Source organism: Microbacterium sp. UBA3486 (assembly GCF_002377845.1).
Lineage (GTDB): Bacteria > Actinomycetota > Actinomycetes > Actinomycetales > Microbacteriaceae > Microbacterium > Microbacterium maritypicum_A.
Genome location: NZ_DFQP01000043.1, coordinates 16,890 through 30,374 on the forward strand (window position 1 = coordinate 16,890; position 13,485 = coordinate 30,374).

15 protein-coding genes are annotated in these 13,485 nt (G+C 68.3%); 9 read left to right on the forward strand and 6 right to left on the reverse strand.

All coding sequences use genetic code 11. From position 1 onward, the window contains the following. Positions 1 to 393 carry an SIP domain-containing protein gene (locus tag B2869_RS06295; RefSeq protein WP_017831448.1) on the reverse strand — a complete coding sequence of 131 codons (393 nt, stop codon included), beginning with the start codon at positions 391 to 393 and terminating at the stop codon, positions 1 to 3. A gap of 114 nt (positions 394 to 507) precedes the next feature. Between B2869_RS06295 and B2869_RS06300 the strand changes: the two genes are divergently transcribed. Genes B2869_RS06300 through B2869_RS06310 form a run of 3 tightly spaced genes read left to right on the forward strand, consistent with a single transcriptional unit; the run spans position 508 to position 4,037 of the window. Next, entirely contained in the window at positions 508 to 771 is a 264-nt protein-coding gene (locus tag B2869_RS06300) for a glutaredoxin family protein (RefSeq protein ID WP_017831447.1), read from the forward strand. 31 nt (positions 772 to 802) lie between these two features. Then, the gene (locus B2869_RS06305) at positions 803 to 2,212 is read left to right on the forward strand and encodes an MFS transporter (RefSeq protein WP_292763952.1); all 1,410 of its coding nucleotides are present in this window, start codon (positions 803 to 805) and stop codon (positions 2,210 to 2,212) included. A gap of 28 nt (positions 2,213 to 2,240) precedes the next feature. Continuing rightward, positions 2,241 to 4,037 carry an aldehyde dehydrogenase family protein gene (locus tag B2869_RS06310; RefSeq protein WP_292763955.1) on the forward strand — a complete coding sequence of 599 codons (1,797 nt, stop codon included), beginning with the start codon at positions 2,241 to 2,243 and terminating at the stop codon, positions 4,035 to 4,037. A gap of 3 nt (positions 4,038 to 4,040) precedes the next feature. On the opposite strand, the gene pip is transcribed toward B2869_RS06310, so the two are convergent. Together pip and B2869_RS06320 are read right to left on the reverse strand one after the other, a co-directional pair. After that, positions 4,041 to 5,018: a prolyl aminopeptidase gene (gene pip, locus B2869_RS06315; RefSeq protein WP_292763958.1), complete on the reverse strand. Its 978-nt coding sequence runs from the start codon at positions 5,016 to 5,018 to the stop codon at positions 4,041 to 4,043. Between the two features lie 67 nt (positions 5,019 to 5,085). Then, on the reverse strand, positions 5,086 to 5,970 hold the full coding sequence (locus tag B2869_RS06320) for a KPN_02809 family neutral zinc metallopeptidase (RefSeq protein WP_292763961.1): 885 nt from the start codon (positions 5,968 to 5,970) through the stop codon (positions 5,086 to 5,088). Positions 5,971 to 6,022: 52 nt separating this feature from the next. Between B2869_RS06320 and B2869_RS06325 the strand changes: the two genes are divergently transcribed. After that, positions 6,023 to 7,012, forward strand: a complete 990-nt coding sequence (locus tag B2869_RS06325; protein ID WP_292763964.1) for a malate dehydrogenase — start codon at positions 6,023 to 6,025, stop codon at positions 7,010 to 7,012. Between the two features lie 54 nt (positions 7,013 to 7,066). Then, positions 7,067 to 7,555, forward strand: coding sequence for a dehydrogenase (locus tag B2869_RS06330; protein WP_292763966.1), 489 nt, complete (start codon positions 7,067 to 7,069; stop codon positions 7,553 to 7,555). Positions 7,556 to 7,637: 82 nt separating this feature from the next. On the opposite strand, the gene B2869_RS06335 is transcribed toward B2869_RS06330, so the two are convergent. After that, complete coding sequence (locus tag B2869_RS06335; RefSeq protein ID WP_028501988.1) at positions 7,638 to 7,925, reverse strand: WXG100 family type VII secretion target; 288 nt, start codon at positions 7,923 to 7,925, stop codon at positions 7,638 to 7,640. Between the two features lie 239 nt (positions 7,926 to 8,164). Between B2869_RS06335 and B2869_RS06340 the strand changes: the two genes are divergently transcribed. The 4 genes from B2869_RS06340 to glmM all read left to right on the forward strand — a co-directional run bounded on the left by B2869_RS06340 (position 8,165) and on the right by glmM (position 11,350). After that, a complete protein-coding gene (locus tag B2869_RS06340; protein ID WP_292763978.1) occupies positions 8,165 to 8,833 on the forward strand; it encodes an endonuclease/exonuclease/phosphatase family protein in 669 nt (222 codons plus the stop codon). A 184-nt stretch (positions 8,834 to 9,017) separates the two neighbouring features. Beyond that, the gene (gene rplM, locus B2869_RS06345; RefSeq protein WP_017828209.1) at positions 9,018 to 9,464 is read left to right on the forward strand and encodes a 50S ribosomal protein L13; all 447 of its coding nucleotides are present in this window, start codon (positions 9,018 to 9,020) and stop codon (positions 9,462 to 9,464) included. Between the two features lie 27 nt (positions 9,465 to 9,491). After that, on the forward strand, positions 9,492 to 9,977 hold the full coding sequence (rpsI, locus tag B2869_RS06350) for a 30S ribosomal protein S9 (RefSeq protein ID WP_017828210.1): 486 nt from the start codon (positions 9,492 to 9,494) through the stop codon (positions 9,975 to 9,977). Between the two features lie 14 nt (positions 9,978 to 9,991). Next, positions 9,992 to 11,350, forward strand: a complete 1,359-nt coding sequence (gene glmM / locus B2869_RS06355) for a phosphoglucosamine mutase (RefSeq protein WP_292763985.1) — start codon at positions 9,992 to 9,994, stop codon at positions 11,348 to 11,350. 35 nt (positions 11,351 to 11,385) lie between these two features. Here glmM and B2869_RS06360 read toward each other — a convergent pair whose 3' ends face one another. Together B2869_RS06360 and B2869_RS06365 are read right to left on the reverse strand one after the other, a co-directional pair. Next, on the reverse strand, positions 11,386 to 12,336 hold the full coding sequence (locus B2869_RS06360; protein ID WP_292763988.1) for a helix-turn-helix domain-containing protein: 951 nt from the start codon (positions 12,334 to 12,336) through the stop codon (positions 11,386 to 11,388). 177 nt (positions 12,337 to 12,513) lie between these two features. Further along, on the reverse strand, positions 12,514 to 13,458 hold the full coding sequence (locus B2869_RS06365; protein WP_292763991.1) for a Ppx/GppA phosphatase family protein: 945 nt from the start codon (positions 13,456 to 13,458) through the stop codon (positions 12,514 to 12,516). Between the last annotated feature and the right edge of the window lie 27 nt (positions 13,459 to 13,485).

A 13,485-nucleotide genomic window follows, 5' to 3' on the forward strand; every position in this document is an offset into this window, starting at 1 on the left:
TCAGTTGGCGACGCCGAGCAGACTGCGCGCCATGCGCGCCACATGCGGCGGAGTATGCGGCCCGAGCCACACCGTCCACTGCGACGGCGGCTCACTACATGCCCACTCCACACACCACGCGTGCACGGCGTTCGCGAGCCGTTCGCCGCGCGTGTGCGCCCTCGTTCCGTCTCCACGCACGAGCCAGCGCACCGACACCCCGTCGGGGACGTCGATGTGTCGGAACTGGATGCGTGCCGCCGCTTCGAGGATGACGACGCCCTGCGCGTCCCACGGCAACCGCGCGGCGATGCTCGCGATGAAGCCGGCGTCGGCGGCGTCGCCGGCGATGAGCACGGCACCCTCGATGTCGTCCCAATCGGGATCCTCCAGATGCTCGCATGCGCCACTCATGGCCCCAGCCTAAGTTAGGGCACCCTTACTTACAAGGGATGAGTCCGGAATGCCCCACCGTGTGCCCAGCCGGCACTCAGCGCCACCTCATCCGCGCGGCCGTAGGCTGGATGCATGACTTCTCCTGCTTCCGACACCATCACGATGTTCGGCGCCGACTGGTGCCGCGACTGCATCCGCACCAAGAAGCAGCTCGACGCGCTCGGTGTCGAGTACACGTACGTCGACCTGGTCGCCGAGCCCGCAGCCGCAGACGTGGCGAAGGAGATCTCGGGCCGCACCAACATCCCCGTCGTCGTGTACCCCGATGCCTCGCACCACGTCGAGCCGTCGAATGCCGATGTCGAGTCGAAGCTGCGCGAGCTCTCACTGATCTGACCCCGCGGCATCGCGCCACTACACTGGCGCGATGAGCACCGAGGCTCGGCCCGAACGAGCGCCCGTCCGTCTTTCTCCGCGAACGATCGTGCTGTACGCGATCGGCTCGCTCGGAACTGGCGGCTATGCGACACTGCCGGGCCTCGTGCTGACCTACTTCCTCACCGACAATCTCGGTGTCGCTGCCCTCGCCGCCGGTCTGATCGTCACGGCGGCGAAGATCTGGGACGTGCTGATCGACCCGCTGATCGGGGCCGCGTCCGATCACCAGCTCGCCCGCACCGGGTCGCGCCGCGGGTTCATGGTGACCGGTGCGCTCGCTCTGCCCCTCTTCTTCGCCCTCACCTTCGCCGTACCGCCTTCCTGGGGACCGGTCGTCGGAGCGATCAGCGTGCTGCTGGCCTTCCTGGCGACCGCGACGGCATTCAGCCTGTTCCAGGTGCCGTACGTCGCCCTGCCCGCGGAACTGACCGGCAGCTACGACGAACGCACGCGCCTGCTCGGGTGGCGCGTGGTCGTGCTGACGGCAGCCATCCTGCTGTTCGGCGCCGGTGGCCCCGCACTGCGCAATGCCGGCGACGACCCTGTGCGGGGCTACCTCTTGATGGGCATCGCCTCGGGTATCGCGATCGGCATCGGCATGCTGATCGCCTCCCGGACGGCGGATGTGGCGGCGAAGCGCACCGCAGTCTCCCCCGTCACCACCGCTGACGCTGCCGCCGCCGTCGCTTCGACCTGGCGGCACCAGTACATGTCGGGCTTCCGCGCACTCGGACGCAGCCAGCCCTTCCGTGCACTCCTGGGGACGTTCGTGCTGCAGGCGCTCGCAACGGGAACGATGCTCGCCGGCGCGCAGTACGTGGCGACCTGGGTGCTGCGGTCGGAGGACGCGGTCACCTTCGTCTTCGTCGCGCTGGTGGGCCCGGCACTGCTCGCCACCCCGGGATGGACCGTGATCGCGCGACGGGTCGGCAAGGAGCGGGCGTTCGCGATGGCCAGCGTGCTGTTCACCGCGGCCGCGGCATCGCTCGTCTTCGCCGTCTGGTCACCCGGTGCCTGGATCTACGTTTCCGTCGCGGTGGCCGGCGTCGCTTACGCAGGACTCCAGTCGCTGCCGATGGCCATGCTGCCCGATGTGATCTCGCACGACGAACGCACCAGCGGAGCGGGACAGGCCGGCACCTTCACCGGCATCTGGACCGCGGGCGAGACCGTGGGCTTCGCACTCGGTGCGACCGCAGTGTCGTTGACCCTCGCGGCCACCGGCTACATCTCGACCGTCGCAGGCGCCACGGTCGAACAGCCGGACGCGGCCGTCACGGGCATCGTGCTCAGCTTCAGCGCGCTGCCCGCCGTGCTGATGGCCGGGAGTCTGCTGACCCTCCGCCACTACCACCTGCGCCGAGCGGACATCGATGCCCTCGAGCCCTTCGACGCCTAAGCTGGGATCCCGTCCGAAGGAGACGTCGATGACTTCTGCGAGCACAACAGCCACCTCCGCTCCGACCTCGAAGCGCGCGTCGGGAAGCGCAGCCCCCGAGCTGGGCGAAGGGGAAAGAGAACGGCTCGACGCCGCGGTCGATGCCCTTCAGACCGGAACGCGCACCTGGTCTGCCCTCACCGTCGCCCAACGGGCGACGCTGCTGCGCGCGGTGCGCACGAGCGTCGCCGCCACCGCGGAGGACTGGGCGCACACGGCCGCCGCCTCGAAGGGCCTCGACGCGCGGCACCCCCTGCGCGGTGAAGAGTGGCTCAGCGGACCGTACAGCGTGCTCGGCGCGCTCGACGCCTATGTCGAGACCCTCTCGCGCCTGGCGAACGGTGTGAACCCGCTCGACGGGATCGCGATCGATCGCGCGCCCGGAGGACGCACCCGCGTGCACGCCTTCCCCCTCACCGGCATCGACGGGTTCCTGTTGTCGGGCTTCACTGGCGAGGTCTGGCTGGAACCGGGGATCACCCCCGGTTCCGCGCGCGCAGCGGCCGGCCTCGCGCAACGCACGCCCACCGAGTCGGGCGGCGTGGGCCTCGTGCTCGGGGCGGGGAACGTGACGTCGATCCCGGTGCTCGACGTGCTCTACGAGCTGCTCGCCCATAACCGCACGGCTCTGCTCAAGGTGAATCCGACACAGGATGCGCTGGTGCCGGTCTACAAGCGCGCACTCGCGCCGCTCATCGAGCCCGGGTTCCTGCGCATCGTCCGCGGCGGGCCCGAGGTCGGCGCCTACCTCACGGGCCACCCCGGACTCGTGCACGTGCACATCACCGGCTCGGCGGCGACGTTCGACACCATCGTCTGGGGTCCGTCGAAGGGCGAGGGCGCGGCGGCGACGAAGCGACGACGTCGTGAGGATCGCCCCCAGCTGAAGAAGCCCATCACGGCTGAGCTCGGCGGCGTCTCCCCCATCATCGTCGTGCCCGGCGCCTGGACCGATGCCGACCTCACCTACCAGGCCGAGCACATCGCGACCATGCGGCTGCAGAACTGCGGGCACAACTGCATCGCCGGCCAGGTCGTGATCATCTCGTCCGACTGGGACCAGGCGGATGCCTTCCGCGCAGCGCTGCGGCGCGCATACGCCAACGCCCCGGAGCGCCCGATCTGGTACCCCGGTTCCTCCTCGCGGATGGAGCTCGCGACCGACGCGTACCCCGACGCGCTCGTGCTGGGCGACCGGCTGCTCGTCGAGATCGATGCCGACGACGATCCGACGGCACTGGAGAGCACCGAGTACTTCGCCCCCGTGCTGGGCGTCGTGACCGTGCCGGGCACGGGCCAGGACTTCCTGGACGCCGCCGTGACCCACGCCAACGACAAGCTCCAGGGCACCCTCGGCGCGAACCTGGTGATCGACCCCGCGACCGAGAAGTCGCTCGGCGCCGGCTTCGAGCGGGCCATCGCCGCGCTCCACTACGGGTCCATCGCGATCAACAGCTGGACGGCGTTCGCCTTCATCACCCCCACCCTCACGTGGGGCGCGTTCCCTGGTGGAACGATCGGCGACGTCGGCAGCGGCATCGGTGTGGTGCACAACGCCCTCCTGCTCGACGGCGTCGAACGCTCGGTGCTGCGCGGCCCTTTCCGCCCGTTCCCCCGGTCGCTGCCGATCGCGAACGGCGGTGGACGATTCACGATCCTGCCGAAGCCGCCCTGGTTCGTCTCCGCGCGCACCGGGGCGGCCGTCAGCGAAGGGCTGACCCGCTACCGGGTGGACGGCAGCATCACCGGGCTCGTGAAGACGCTGACGAAGGCGCTGCAGGCCTGACGGTCAACGCGTCGATCGCGCGAACCGATCGGTCGCTGCTCGGAGCGCCTTCTGCGTGCCGGGCTCTGTGGCCGCGTGACCGGCATCGTCGACCACGACGAACTCCGCCTCGGGCCAGGCGCGGTGCAGATCCCATGCGGTCATCATCGGTGTCGCGACATCATGTCGTCCCTGCACGATGACCGTCGGGATATGACGGATGACGTCGACACCGGCGATCAGCTGCCCTTCCTCCCACCAGCCGCGATTGACGAAGAAATGGTTCTCGATGCGGGCGAACGCCGTGGCCTTCGCCGGATCCGACATCGCCTCGATCTGCGCGGCATCCGGAGTCAGCGTGACGGTCGATGCCTCCCAGGTGGACCAGGCGACCGCCGCCGGCACGTGCACGGCGGGATCGGGGTCGAACAGTCGACGGTGATACGCCTCGATCATGTGCGAGCGCTCCAGCACGGGGATCGGCGCGAGGAATCTCTCCCAGAGATCGGGGAACAGCGCCGCGGCACCACCCTCGTAGAACCACTCCAGTTCGACTCGACGCAGGGTGAAGATGCCTCGGAGCACCAGCTCGGTCACGGCTTCCGGGTGCGCCTGCGCGTAGGCGAGCGCCAGTGCGCTGCCCCACGATCCGCCGAACACCTGCCACTTCGCGACGCCGAGATTCTTGCGCAGAAGTTCGATGTCGGCGATCAGATGGGCCGTCGTGATGTGACGGAAGTCGGCGTCGGGTGCACTCGCATGCGGGGTGCTGCGCCCACAGCCGCGCTGGTCCAGCAACACGATGCGGTAGCGCTTCGGATCGAAGAACCGCCGCTGCCACGGCGACGTCCCGCTGCCGGGACCGCCGTGGAGGAACACCACCGGCTTGCCCTCGGGGTTACCGCTGACCTCCCAGTAGACCCGGTGGCCGTCACCGACGAGGAGTTCCCCTGTCTCGTACGGTTCGATCGGTGGATACAGTGCATCCGTCTTCTTCATCATCGGCCCCCCAGCCGGTCGTGCTGACTACTTCGTCAACGGTAGCGGACGTTCGCCGACCCACCCGGCATCACGGGTCCAACTGATCGGCGGGAAGCGTCAGCACCTGCGCGCAGACGCCCAGCCCGTTCTGATAGCCCTCGGCGAACCAGCGCTGTCGCTGCTCGCTGGATCCGTGCGTCCAGGTCTCCGGATTCGAGAACCCGGACTGCTCCTGGATGTGGTCGTCGCCGACGGCCTCTGCCGCGTTCAGAGCGTCCTCGATCTGCGGTTCGGTGGGCTTCAGCAGGTACGGATCGCCGTCGACATCCTTCTGCTCGGTCATGCGACCGAGCCAGACCCCGGCGTAGCAGTCGGCCTGCAGCTCGATCCGCACCCCGTTGCTTCCCGGACCCGTGCCGTTGTTCGGGTAGGCATCCATATCGCCCGTGATGTTCTGGATGTGGTGACCCCACTCGTGCCCCACGATGTACAGCTGCGCGAGATTGCCGGCGGAGGCCCCGAACTGCTGTTGCATGAGTTGGAAGAACGTCGGGTCGACGTACACCCCTTCCTCCGGGGGGCAGTAGAACGGCCCCACGGCGTTCGACGCCGTACCGCACTGTGTCGGCGTCGATCCGTCGACGACGATCATCTGCGGCTTGCGATAGCCCTCGACATTGTCCGCCCAGAACTCGTCGAGCGCGAGCTGCGCACCCGCCATGCGGCAGTCGACATCGGCGTTGGCATCCGCACCGGTCTTGCAGTTCTCGATGACCGATCCGCCAGCTGGTTCGCTGCCTCCGCTCGGCGCTCCGCCACCCAGCAACCCGGTCAGGTCGATGCCGAGCAGAGGCCCGGCGATGAGCGCGATGATGCCGAGCACGCCCACGCCCGCGCCACCGGCGATCGCTGCCGTGCGCCCGCGACGACGCGTGGTGTTGCCGGAGATGTCGGCATCGGGATTGAAGGTCATGGGACGAGGGTACTCCGAGCGGAGGCCCATCGAACGGACGTAGGCTCGGGGCATGACGACCACGATCACCATCACCGGAGCCGGCGGACAGATCGGCTACGCACTGCTGTTCCGCATCGCGGCGGGCGACCTGCTCGGCCCGGATGAGAAGGTGCGTCTGCGGCTGCTGGAGATCCCGCAGGGGCTCGGTGCCGCGGAGGGTGCGGCGCTCGAGTTGCAGGACGGGGCGTTCGGACTGCTCGAGCACGTCGAGGTGACGGATGACGCTGCAGTGGGATTCGACGGCTGCGACCTCGCCCTGCTCGTCGGTGCACGTCCGCGCGGGCCCGGCATGGAGCGCGGCGACCTGCTCGCGGCCAACGGCGGCATCTTCGGACCGCAGGGTGCGGCCATCGCGGCGAATGCCGCATCCGGCGTGCGCGTCACCGTGGTCGGCAACCCCGCCAACACGAACGCGCTGATCGCCGCCGCCTCGGCCGATGGCGTGCCCGCCGAGCGCTTCACCGCCCTGACACGGCTCGACGAGAACCGCGCGCGGGCTCAGCTCGCACTGACGCTGGGTGCTCCGGTGCACACGGTTCGCCGCGTGCCCATCTGGGGCAACCACTCGGCGACCCAGTTCCCGGACATCTCCCACGCGACCGTGGGCGGCCGGCCGGTGGGAGAGGCGCTCGAGCAGATCGTGGGCGATGTTCCCGCCTGGCTCGACCAGACGTTCATCCCCCGCGTGGCGAAGCGTGGGGCGGAGATCATCGAGGTGCGGGGCTCCTCGTCGGTGGCATCGGCGGCGAGTGCGACCATCGACCACGTGCGCGACTGGGTGCGGGGCACCGACGATTGGACGTCGGCCGGCGTCGTCTCCCACGGCGAATACGGCGTTCCGGAGGGCCTGATCTCGTCCTTCCCGGTGCGGTCGATCGACGGTGAGTGGCACGTCGTGGAGGGACTCGAGTTGAGCGAGTGGGCACGCACCCGGATCGATGCCTCGGTGGCCGAACTGCAGCAGGAACGCGAGACGGTGCAGAGCCTCGGCCTCTTGTGAATGCGGTCACCGCGACGCACGCCGACAGGGCAGAATGGATGCCGGAGGTGCGCGATGAGCGAGACGGTTGATCCCACGAAGACCACGGCATCGGTCGAAGAGGCTCTGACGAGTCCCCTGCACCTGCCGCACGATGCGGCGTCCTGCCCGAAGTGCTTCACCGAGTTGCAGCAGAACCGCAACTTCTGGACCGCCCGCCCCGACGGTTCACGCCTGGTCGGTCTCGTCGTCGCCCGCGAAGGTCTGCCGTCAGTAGTCGAGCAGCGCGAAGATCTCACCCGTTTCGGTGTGCCGATCGAAGGATTCCGTCACCCGGCGCCCGACATCCTGGAGAGCTGGAACGACCGCCTCGCGCGCCTCATCTCGACCCTGCGCATCGGCGACGTGGTGGTCGTCGTGAACATCAAGGCTCTCGGCCTCGACGCGGACGAAGGTGCCCGCACCGTGGCCGAACTGCGCAAGCACGGCATCATCGTGAAGGTGCTGAATCATGACGCGCGGCACCTGGCCGACGCGGCCGCCGTGCACACCTCTACCCGCTGAGAGCCCGTCCGAGCGCCCCCGGCCCCGAGGGCACGAAGAAGGGGCCGACGGCGAACCGTCGACCCCTCCTCGAGACTGTGTGTCAGCTGCCGGCGAGCTGCTGGTCCAGGTCCTGGATCGCCCGCATCATGCCCAGCAGCGACTCGGACATGTCGTTGATGCCGTCGACCGCGGTCTTCAGACCCGTCGTCAACTCCGTGTACCCCTCACCGAACTTCCCCGACGCATGCTGCGTCTTGAAGTCCTCACCCAGAAGAGTGTCCACCTGACCCTTCAACGTGTCCAACTGCCCCTGAATGTCATCACGAGCCTGCGACAGCGACGACGCCACCTGCTCCATCTCCGCATAAGACGCACCGAAATCGGCCATCGTCCACACCTCCGCAAATCGAGAGAACCGGACCCCTCCGGCCCGAACAACACCCACCCTACGGGGAGCCCGACACCACCGTCGATGGGGACAACTCCCCATCCCCGCAGCGATCGGTGACGGTGCGGCCCGCGACGCCCTCATCGGCGCGGGCGCCGGTACCGATCGCCTCGCGGACACGCCGTCGGGCGGCTGCGCGGAGCCCACGCACAGCGGTCGGGAGTAGCGTGGGAACGATCATGAAGGTCATCTCGTACAACCTCCAGAAGCACCGGGCAGCCGGCGAACTCGCCGCGCTCGTGCGCGCGCACGACCCCGATGTCCTCTGCCTGCAGGAGTGCGATGTTCCGGAGCTGCCCGCGCAGATCGGCGACCTCGTGCTGGCTGACGCCACGCAGGGCAATCGTCTCGGGCTCGCGCTCTTCTATCGAGCGAGCACATTCCATCTGCAGGCCATCCGCATGCTCGGCCTCAAGAAGTCGTTGCACGACCGCATCGCGAAGCCGGCGCACGAGCGCGTCCTCGGCGCACGGTTGCGCGACATCGACGATGGCCAGGACTTCATCGTCGCCTCCTTCCATGCCGCGCCGCTGACCGCGTTGAACTCGTTGCGACGTCACCAGATCCGCGCCGCCCTCACCGAGCTCGCTGCGCTCGGCGAGGGACTGCCGCAGCTGATGGTCGGGGACTACAACTATCCGATCTTCAAGGAGAACCTCGGTCAGGCCGTTCGAGACCACGGGTATGCGCTGTCGCTCAGCGACGATCACACATACACGCGCTACCGCGTGTTCCGGGGGCACTACGACTTCGCCACGTCGACCGGCTTCGAGATCGAACGCATCACGACTCTCCCGCAGGGCGCGAGCGATCACCGTCCCATCCTCGTCACGGTCAAGCCCGACTGAGGCCAGGGTTTGGGCATACGCACGGCGTGGCGTATGATTTCTCTTTGGTGCCTTTCCCCGTCCGCGGAGAAAGGGCATCGTCCGAACGTGAGCCCTCCACTGGCGTGTTCCTCCCTGTCGGGAAGAACCACCCCGGAGTGGGATTCACGAACTTCTCCGTTCGACACAAGAAAGCAGCACTATCGTGACGCGCACTTACACCCCCAAGGCTGGCGAAGTCCAGCGCGATTGGGTCGTCATCGACGCCACTGACGTCGTTCTCGGCCGTCTCGCCTCGCACGCCGCAACGCTCCTGCGTGGCAAGCACAAGCCGACCTTCGCCAACCACATCGACTCGGGTGACTTCGTCATCATCGTGAACGCGGAGAAGGTCGCGCTCACGGGTCAGAAGCTCCAGAAGAAGATGGCCTACCGCCACTCCGGTTACCCGGGCGGCCTGAAGTCGGTCACCTACGCCGAGCTCCTCGAGAAGAACCCGGTCCGCGCTGTCGAGAAGGCCATCCGTGGCATGCTCCCCAAGAACAGCATCGGCCGCCAGCAGCTGTCCAAGCTCAAGGTGTATGTCGGTGCCGAGCACCCGCACGCCGCGCAGCAGCCGACGCCGTACACCCTCGACCAGGTCGCCCAGTAAGCGCCGTAAAGACTTAAGGACATACTCGTGGCTGACATCCAGGACACCACCGAAACCCCCCAGAACTTCTCGACGTCGACTCCCGAGACCGACGTGGTCGAGGCGGCTCCCCGCCCCGTCCTCAGCGTCCCGGGTGCCGCTGTCGGCCGTCGCAAGCAGGCCATCGCCCGCGTGCGCATCGTCCCCGGCTCGGGCACGATCACGGTCAACGGCCGCACGATCGAGGACTACTTCCCGAACAAGCTGCACCAGCAGCTGATCAACGACCCGTTCACCGTGCTGAACCTCGCCGGTGCGTACGACGTCATCGCACGCATCTCCGGCGGAGGCCCCTCGGGTCAGGCCGGTGCGCTTCGCCTCGGAATCGCCCGTTCGCTGAACGGCATCGACGAGGAGAACAACCGTCCGACCCTGAAGAAGGCCGGCTTCCTCTCGCGCGACGCCCGCGTCAAGGAGCGCAAGAAGGCTGGACTCAAGAAGGCCCGTAAGGCGCCTCAGTACTCGAAGCGTTAAGGTCAACTGCTCCGATGCCGATCTTTGGCACGGACGGTGTGCGAGGACTCGCCAATGGCGTCCTCACCGCCGACCTGGCGCTCACCCTGGCCCAGGCGACTGCTGTCGTCCTGGGCCAGGGCCGTACTGCGGAGGCTCGCAAAGCCGAAGGTAAGCGACTCACCGCAGTGGTCGCCCGGGACCCCAGGGTCTCCGGACATTTCATCGCCGCAGCCGTGGCTGCGGGTCTCGCCTCTTCCGGAGTGGATGTGCTCGAGGCGGGAGTCATCCCGACGCCTGCTCTCGCATTCCTCGTCGCCGACCGTGACGCCGATTTCGGCGTGATGATCTCGGCGTCTCACAACGCTGCGCCGGACAACGGCATCAAGATCTTCGCCCGCGGAGGGCACAAGCTCCCCGACGTGGTCGAGCTGCGCATCGAAGAGGCGCTGACCGGCGACAAGCTGCGGCCGACCGGCGCCGGTGTCGGGCGCATCGACCGGTTCTCCGACGCCGAGGACCGTTACGTCGTGCACCTCCTCGGATCGCTCCCGAATCGACTGGACGGCATTCACGTCGTGCTGGATTGCGCCCATGGCGCAGCCTCCGGTGTCTCGCCGGAGACGTTCCGGGATGCCGGAGCAGAGGTCACCGTGATCGGTGCGGACCCCGATGGCTGGAACATCAACGACGGCGTCGGCTCGACTCACCTCGACAACCTCGCCGAGGCGGTCGTGCGTCTGGGGGCCGACATCGGAATCGCTCACGACGGCGACGCCGACCGCTGCCTCGCCGTGGACGCCGAGGGCAATCACATCGACGGCGACCAGATCATGGCCATCCTCGCGGTGTCGATGAAGGAGCGCGGCCACCTCACCGACGACACGCTCGTGGCGACGGTGATGAGCAACCTCGGTCTGCATGTCGCCATGCGCGAGCACGGGATCACCGTGCGTCAGACGGCAGTCGGGGACCGTTACGTGCTCGAGGACATGAACGAGGGCGGGTATGCCCTCGGCGGTGAGCAGTCCGGTCACGTGATCATGAGCGAGTACGCCACCACCGGTGACGGAATCCTCACGGGTCTCCACCTGGTGGCCGAGATGGCGCGGCAGAAGAAGTCGATCGCCGAGCTCGCCTCGGTGATGACGGTCTACCCGCAGGTTCTCATCAATGTGCGTGACGTGGACAAGGATCGCGTCTCCGACGACGAGGTCGTGCAGCAAGCCGTCCGCGACATCGAGTCCGAACTCGGCGACTCCGGACGGGTGCTGCTGCGCAAATCCGGCACCGAGCCGTTGGTGCGCGTGATGGTGGAGGCGGCCGATGCGGAATCGGTGCACGCCTACGCCGGACGCCTCGCAGAGGTGGTCCAAGAGCGACTGTCGCTCTGATCCGACCTGATTCGCACGACGGCCGATCGCTGATCTCAGCGATCGGCCGTCTCGCGTTCGCCGCTCGATGATCCCGTTTCGCTCTGAGATCCCGTGCCGCGGTGGGCGCGCAGTGCCCGCGGTGTGGTGCCGTAGTCCTCCTGGAGCGCGCGACGGAGGCTGATGGGGGAATGGAAGCCGGAGCGCTGCGAGACCTGCTCGATGCTCAGCGCGTCGAAGCCGCTGTCGAGGAGAATCGATCGGGCGAGGCGTGCGCGCTGGTGTCTGATCTCGCCGGCCACGCTGTTCTCCACCTCGGCGAAGACCAGCTGGAGCTGGCGGAGGGAGACCTGCACCTCGCGGGCGACGAGGTCGGGATTCAGCGCCGGGTCTCCGCACTGCTGCGCGATCACGGCGATGGCGCGGTCGCGCAGCGCGGCATGAGGAGAGCGTTGTGGGGACGCCGTGTCGACGCGGTCGAGCAGGATCGCTCCGCTCATCTCCACGATCAGATGCTCCATGGCATATCGTTCGATCGCCGTCGCGTCGTCGTCGACGGTGAGGACCTGCTCGACGAACGCCTGCATGGCGCGATCCAACGGGCGCCGCTCCTCGAGGACCCGACTGGTGGCGGGCAGCGTCGCGACGAACGCCCCGAGCGCGGCGCGGGGAACATAGGCGGCGGTGATGCGCCAGGCGCCGGCACACCGGACGCGCTGGTCGATCCCGGGTGGGGCGATCACGAGCCCGTTGCCGATCGGCATCCACGGGCCGTGCTGCTCCTTCGCCGAGATTCCCTCCGCCTCCACGAAGGCGAAGACGGCGTGGTCCGGGTGCGCGGTGGGGGTGTCGATCGCCAGCTCGGTGGCCGTGCCCTGCATCGACAGCAGGATCACCGGCCCGGGCGTCCGTCGCGTCGCGCGGATCGTCGCCGGAACGTCGACTGCGCGTACACCGTGCGACATCAGTTCGGCCGAACCGATGACCAACGCCTCTCCCGGACTCACTCAGCACCCCCCGACGCCGATGATCGATGGGCGGCGCCGAACGATGAGGTCGGTGCTCGCCGGGCTCGTGCCTCCCGTCCTCGGTCCGCGACCGCGGGAGAGGTGCTCGCTTCGTCAGAGGATACCGGCAGGGAGGTAGGCGGCAACAGGGCGTGTTCACGCCGCGTCATCCTCCGCTCAGGTTCGAGGGGCGGACCAGTTGAGCTGTTCGATGTACCTCAGCAGCACGCCTTCGCGCAGAGCCCATGGCGACACTTCGAGCTCGTCGACGTCGAGGGCCGTCATCGCCGTATGGAGAGAGACCGCGGCGGCCACGATCTGGAACGTCCGGTCTGGAGTGATGCCCGGCAGCTCCTGACGTGCGGAGGCGGGAAGGCGCGCGAGGCGCGGGATCCACGACCCGAGGGAGGCGCGGGGGAGCAGCATCCGCTCGCTTCCCGACCATCCCGGTACCGGGTACCCGACCAAGCGGGCAAGGGAGCGGATCGCCTTCGACGATCCGACGACGTGGTCGGGGCGGGGGAGGGCGACGAACCGCGGCAGCACATCGGCCAAGGTCGTCGTCGCGTGCGCGCGCAGCCGCTCCACATCGGTCTCGCCCGGAGGATCGTGCGGCAGGAACTGCACCGTCATGCGTCCGGCGCCGAGCGGAACGGACGCGGCCGCGTCCGGCATCTCCTCCGCGCCGGCGGCGATCTCCAGCGAGCCGCCGCCGATGTCGAGGAGCAGGATCTGACCGGCCGACCAGCCGAACCAGCGCCGCACCGCGAGGAACGTCAGCTCGGCCTCGGTCTCACCGTCGAGCACCTGCAGCGTCTGGCCGAGGGCCGCTTCGATACGGGCGATGACCTCGCTGCCATTGCGTGCGTCGCGAACCGCGCTCGTCGCGGTGGCCAGCAGTGCGTCCACACGCTCGTTCTCGGCGACGCGCCGTGCCTGCGCGACCGCTTCCTCGAGGGCGGCGACGCCCTCCTCTGAGATGGAGCCATCGGGGGTGAGATAGCGCATGAGGCGCAGCACCGTCCTGTCGCTCGTCGTCGCGAGCGGCCGTCCACCGGGACGGACGTCGGCCGCGAGCATGTGGACGGTGTTGGATCCGATGTCGAGGACTCCCAGGCGCACGGGAAGAGACTACTCGCCCCCCGGATA

Excerpts from the sequence above, each read along its gene's own strand:
- B2869_RS06295 (WP_017831448.1), bottom strand. The coding sequence starts at position 393 with ATGAGTGGCGCATGCGAGCATCTGGAGGATCCCGATTGGGACGACATC.
- B2869_RS06300 (WP_017831447.1), top strand. The coding sequence starts at position 508 with ATGACTTCTCCTGCTTCCGACACCATCACGATGTTCGGCGCCGACTGG.
- B2869_RS06305 (WP_292763952.1), top strand. The coding sequence starts at position 803 with ATGAGCACCGAGGCTCGGCCCGAACGAGCGCCCGTCCGTCTTTCTCCG.
- B2869_RS06310 (WP_292763955.1), top strand. The coding sequence starts at position 2,241 with ATGACTTCTGCGAGCACAACAGCCACCTCCGCTCCGACCTCGAAGCGC.
- pip (WP_292763958.1), bottom strand. The coding sequence starts at position 5,018 with ATGATGAAGAAGACGGATGCACTGTATCCACCGATCGAACCGTACGAG.
- B2869_RS06320 (WP_292763961.1), bottom strand. The coding sequence starts at position 5,970 with ATGACCTTCAATCCCGATGCCGACATCTCCGGCAACACCACGCGTCGT.
- B2869_RS06325 (WP_292763964.1), top strand. The coding sequence starts at position 6,023 with ATGACGACCACGATCACCATCACCGGAGCCGGCGGACAGATCGGCTAC.
- B2869_RS06330 (WP_292763966.1), top strand. The coding sequence starts at position 7,067 with ATGAGCGAGACGGTTGATCCCACGAAGACCACGGCATCGGTCGAAGAG.
- B2869_RS06335 (WP_028501988.1), bottom strand. The coding sequence starts at position 7,925 with ATGGCCGATTTCGGTGCGTCTTATGCGGAGATGGAGCAGGTGGCGTCG.
- B2869_RS06340 (WP_292763978.1), top strand. The coding sequence starts at position 8,165 with ATGAAGGTCATCTCGTACAACCTCCAGAAGCACCGGGCAGCCGGCGAA.
- glmM (WP_292763985.1), top strand. The coding sequence starts at position 9,992 with ATGCCGATCTTTGGCACGGACGGTGTGCGAGGACTCGCCAATGGCGTC.